We start from the raw sequence: 5,727 nt of genomic DNA, 5'->3' as shown, positions 1-5,727 counted from the left end.
GGCCGACGGAGGCGGCGGTGATGGTGGCTGCCGGGGCGGTGGATGCGGAGCGGCCTGGGGTGGTGCCGTTTGGTCGTCCGATTGCCAATACCCGTCTGTTCGTGCTGGACGAGGCGCTGGCACCGGTGCCGGTCGGGGTGGCGGGCGAGTTGTACATCGCGGGTGCGGGTCTGGCGCGCGGGTATGTGGGTCGTCCGGGGTTGACGGCGGAGCGGTTTGTGGGGTGTCCGTTCGGTGCGGGTGAGCGGATGTATCGCACGGGTGACCTGGCGCGGTGGACGGCGGATGGGCAGTTGGTGTTCGCGGGCCGTGCGGACGAGCAGGTGAAGGTCCGCGGGTTCCGGATCGAGCCGGGTGAGATCGAGACCGCACTGCTGGCCCACCCGGGCGTGGCCCAGGCAGCGGTCATCGCCCGCGAGGACGCCCCGGGCGACAAGCGTCTGATCGCCTACCTCGTCATGGCGGAGCCTGAGTCGGCCGTCGTGGATGAATTGCAGGCGTTCGTTGGTGGGCGGTTGCCGGAGTACATGGTGCCCTCTGCCGTGGTGGTGTTGCCGGAGTTGCCGCTGACGCCCAACGGCAAGCTGGACCGTCGAGCCTTACCTGCACCGGAGCGCACTGGGGGTGTGGGGCGTGAGCCGGTGACCCGTCAGGAGCGGGTGTTGTGTGAGGTGTTCGCGCAGGTGCTGGGCGTGGACGCGGTGTCGATGGACGATGACTTCTTCCGCCTCGGCGGGCACTCCCTGCTGGCGGTCTCGCTGGTAGAGCGGCTGCGAGAAGGCGGCGTGAACGTCTCGGTACGGGCGCTGTTCCAGACACCCACCCCGGCGGGGTTGGCGCGGGCGGCCGGGGCGGTGTCGGTCGAGGTTCCCGACAACCTGATCCCGACCGACGCCCGGCACATCACCCCGGACATGCTGCCGCTGGTCGACCTCACCCAGCCCGAACTGGACCGGGTGGTCGCCTCCGTTGAGGGCGGCGCGGCCAACGTGGCCGACATCTATCCGCTGGCCCCGCTGCAGGAGGGCCTGCTCTTCCACCACCTGCTGGCCGACCGGGGCGCGGACGCCTACGTCACACTACGCGTGCTGCGGTTCACCGACCGGGCCCGCCTGGAGGAGTTCGCCCAGGCGCTGCAACAGGTCGTCGACCGTCACGACATCTACCGCACGGGCGTGGTCTGGGAAGGGCTCCGCGAACCCGTCCAAGCGGTATGGCGTCAGGCTGTCCTGCCCGTGCGGGAACACACGCTGAACCCCGCCGAAACCGACCAGACGGCCGCGCTGCTCACGGCCGCAGGCTCTGCGATGGACCTCTCCCAGGCCCCGCTCATGGACCTGCACACCGCCGAGACGATCGATAACGAATGGCTTGGCGTGGTGCGGATGCATCACATGGTCCAGGACCACCTGGGCATGGACGTCCTGTTGCAGGAGCTGCGGACCGTGCTGTCCGGGCAGACGGAGTCCTTGACCCCGGCCGCACCGTTCCGCAACTTCGTGGCGCAGGCCAGGGGAGTCGACCGATCCGAGCATGAGCGGTTCTTCGCGGACCTGCTCGGCGACGTGACCGAGCCGACCGCGCCGTTCGGGCTGCTCGACGTGCGCGGCGACGGCTCCGATGTGGTCTCGGAGTTGGTGCCGCTCCCCAAGGACTCGGTGCTCCGCCTGAGGGACGTGGCACGCCGCCTCGGCACCAGCCCCGCGACGGTTCTGCACGTGGCGTGGGCTCGGGTGCTGAGCGTCCTGTCCAACCGCGATGACGTGGTGTTCGGCACGGTCGTGTTCGGCCGGATGAACGCCGGAACCGATGCCGACCGCGTTCTCGGACCGTTCATCAACACCCTCCCGGTCAGAGTACGCACAGGGCAGACCGGAGTGCGCGCGGCCGTCGAGCAGATGCGCACCCAGCTCGCCGAACTCCTCGAACACGAACACGCCCCACTCGCCGTCGCCCAGCAGGCCAGCGGCATCGCAGGCAACACGCCCCTGTTCACCTCCCTCCTGAACTACCGGCACGTCGGCCGGGACGCGGAAGCCGACGGGCAGCAGACGGTCGAGGGCATCCGCAACATCTCCACCCGATCCCGGACGAACTATCCGCTGAACGTCTCGGTGAACGACCGGGGCGACGACGATCTCAGCCTGACCGTGCAAGCGGTCGCGTCCATCGACGCTGTCATGGTCGGCAGGCTGGTGCGCACCGCCGCTGACAACATCATCACGGCCCTCGCCGAGACGCTGGACGGCGGGCCCGATGTGCCGGTGCGAGCGATGGACGTGCTCGCCGCGGACGAGCGGGACCGCCTGCTGAACGGCTGGAACGACACGGCGGCCGAGGTGGCGTCGGCGTCGTTGCCGGAGCTGTTCGAGGCCCAGGCGCGCCGGACGCCGGACGCGGTCGCGGTGGTGTCCGACGGTGTCGAGCTGACGTACGCGGAACTGCTCGCCGCCGCGGACCGGATCGCCCGGCGGCTGCGCGGTGGGGGAGCCGGCGCGGAGTCGGTGGTCGGGCTGTGCCTCCCGCACGGACCGCAGATGATCATCGCGATTCTGGGGGTGTGGAAGGCCGGGGCGGCGTACCTGCCGATCGACGCGGAGCTGCCGCCGGAACGGGTGGCGTTCATGGTGGCAGACAGCGGCGCCCGGGTCGTCGTCGCGGACCGCAGGACGGGTGCCGGACCGGCCGGCGGGTTGCCGGACGCCCCGGTGCTCTGGCTGGACGACGTCCAGACGGCGGCGTCCGCCTCCGACACAAGCGCGCCCCCGCCGCCGGAGCCTGGCGGGCTGGCCTATGTCATCTACACCTCGGGGTCGACGGGCGCGCCGAAGGGCGTGGCGGTCACGCACGGGTCGCTGAGCAACTACGTGGCCTCGGTGTCGGAGCGGCTCGGGTGGAGCGGGGCCGGGGCACGGTACGCGCTGCTGCAACCGCAGGTGACCGACCTGGGCAACACGGTGGTGTTCATCAGCTTGACGACCGGTGGGCAGCTGCACGCGCTGGGCTCGGCGGTCGCGGTGGACCCTGCCGCGGTGAGCGAGTATCTGCGGTCGCGGCGCATCGACTTCGTCAAGGCGGTTCCGTCGCATCTGGCGGCGCTGTCGGCCGAGGCGGGTGTGGAGGGCGTGCTCCCGGCCCGCTCGGTGGTGCTCGGCGGGGAGGCGGCGTCCGCCGCCTGGCTGAGCGACGTGGTGCGGGCGGCCGGTGACCGGCGTGTCTTCAACCACTACGGCCCGACCGAGACCACGATCGGCGTGGCCACCGCCGAGCTGTTGGAGGCCGTGGCCGGGGGCGTGATCCCGATCGGGACGCCGATAGCCAACACCCGGCTGTTCGTGCTCGACGAGACGCTGGCGCCGGTGCCGGCCGGCGTGGCCGCCGAACTGTACGTGACCGGCGCCGGTGTCGCGCGCGGCTATGTGGGACGCCGCGGCCTGACGGCGGAGCGGTTCGTGGCCTGCCCGTTCCACGCGGGTGAGCGCATGTACCGCACCGGCGACCTGGTCAAATGGACGGCCGGCGGGCAACTGGTGTTCGTGGGCCGCGTGGACCACCAGGTGAAGCTTCGCGGGTTCCGGATCGAGCCGGGCGAGGTCGAGGCGGCACTCCTCACGCATCCCGGGGTGTCGCAGGCCGTGGTCGTGGTCCGCGAGGACGCGCCCGGGGACGGACGGCTGGTCGCCTACGTCACGTCCCCCGGCGCCGCGCCGAGCGACGGCGAGCTGCGGGAGCACGTCGCGCGGCGGCTCCCGGAGCACATGGTGCCCGCCATCGTGATCCCGCTGCCCGAGCTGCCGCTGGCCCCCAACGGGAAGCTGGACCGGAACGCCCTCCCCGCGCCCCGCTACCGCGCGGGCCGGGGACGAGGACCGGCCACGGTGCAGGAGGAGATCCTCTGCGGGATGTTCGCCGAGGTGCTGGGGCTGGAATCCGTCGGGGTGGACGACGCCTTCTTCGACCTTGGCGGGCATTCGCTGCTGGCCGTCCGCCTGGTGTCCCGGGTCCGGACCGTGCTGGGCGTGGAGTTGTCGCTGCGGGTGCTGTTCGAGGCCCCGACCGTGGCGGGGCTGGCGGCACGGCTGGCCGGGTCCGGAGTGGACCGGGGACGTGAGCCGTTGCGTCCCGTCGCGCGTCCGAGGCGGGTCCCGTTGTCGTTCGCGCAGCGGCGGCTGTGGTTCCTGGCACAGTTTGAGGGGCCGAGCCCGACCTACAACCTGCCCAGGGCGATCCGCCTGACCGGCGACCTGGACGCAACGGCGCTGGCCGCGGCCCTGCGGGACGTGATCGGACGCCACGAATCGCTGCGGACCATCTTCCCCGCCGACGACGGCGAGCCGTACCAGCACATCCTCGACCCGCGGGAACTGGAATGGGATCTGCGGGTCCGGTCCGTCGCACCCGATGAACTGGCGGACGCCGTCCGCGACGCGTCGCGGCACCCGTTCGACCTGTCGGCCGAGGCGCCGATCCGGGCGTCGCTGTTCCAGACCGGCCCGGACGAATGGGTCCTGGTACTGGTCGTCCATCACATCGCCAGCGACGGCTGGTCGCATCGTCCGCTCGGCCGGGACGTGTCGGACGCCTACGCGGCCCGGCGGCGGGGCGAGGCCCCGAGCTGGGAACCCCTGCCGGTGCAGTACGCCGACTACGCGCTGTGGCAGCGGGACCTGCTCGGCGACCAGTCCGATCCGGGCAGCCTGCTGTCGGCCCAGGTCGAGTACTGGCGCGCGGCGCTCGCCGGGGCGCCGGAAGAGCTGGCGCTGCCCGCGGACCGGCCGCGCCCGGCAGTGGCGGACCACGCCGGGCACCGGGTGCCGCTGCGGGTCCCCGCGGAGGCGCATCGGCGGATCGCGGAACTGGCCCGCGCCGAGGGCGCGACTCCGTTCATGGTCGTGCAGGCCGCGCTCGCGGTCCTCCTGTCCCGGCTGGGAGCCGGCCACGACATCCCGATCGGGGCACCGGTCGCCGGGCGCACCGATGAGGCCCTGGACGACCTCGTCGGCTTCTTCGTCAACACCCTCGTGATCCGCACCGACGTGTCCGGCAACCCGCCGTTCCGGCAGGTCCTGGCCCGGGTACGCGAGACGACCCTGGACGCGCTGGCGCACCAGGACGTCCCCTTCGAGCGGCTGGTGGAGGAGCTGGCGCCCGAGCGTTCGCTGGCCCGGCACCCACTGTTCCAGGTCATGCTCACGCTGCAGAACACCGCGCGAGCGGCACTGGAACTACCCGACGCGCAGGCCGGCACCCCGCCGCTCGACGGATCCACCGCCACGGCGCGCTTCGACCTGGACGTGTCCCTGCAGGAGGCCCTTGACGAGCACGGCGACCCGGCGGGCCTGAACGGCGCCCTCATCGCGGCCGCGGACCTGTTCGACGCGGCGACCGTGGACAGGATCGCCGGGTGGTTCGTGCGGGTGCTGGAGTCGGTGGCGGCTGACCCTGATGTGCCTGTGCATGCGGTGGACGTCCTGGACCGGGCGGAGCGGGAGCGGCTCGTCGTCGAGTGGAACAACACCGGATCCGAGATGCCGGGCGTCACGGTCGGTGGGTTGTTCGAGGGGCGGGTGGCTGCGGCTCCGGGTGCGGTAGCGGTGTTGGAGGGTGATGTCGAGACCTCGTATGCGGAGTTGGACGCGCGGGCCGCTGGGCTGGCGGGCGTCCTGGCGGGGTTGGGTGTGGGTCGTGGTGCGGTGGTGGGGTTGTGTTTGCCACGGGGTGTGGATG

At 72.0% G+C, this 5,727-nt stretch carries 1 protein-coding gene and 1 pseudogene; both read left to right on the top strand.

The window, feature by feature from the left end:
• Window positions 1–173, top strand: a pseudogene (locus tag ETD83_RS46235) (AMP-binding protein); the annotation flags it as partial.
• A gap of 75 nt (window positions 174–248) precedes the next feature.
• Window positions 249–5,727: non-ribosomal peptide synthetase (locus tag ETD83_RS38500; protein WP_329603056.1), on the top strand; the 5,479-nt coding region annotated here is incomplete at its 3' end.

It is taken from the genome of Actinomadura soli (genome assembly GCF_005889715.1).
GTDB lineage: Bacteria > Actinomycetota > Actinomycetes > Streptosporangiales > Streptosporangiaceae > Spirillospora > Spirillospora soli.
Note: the sequence above shows the minus strand (reverse complement) of the source record. Positions and strands in the feature narration are given on the sequence as shown.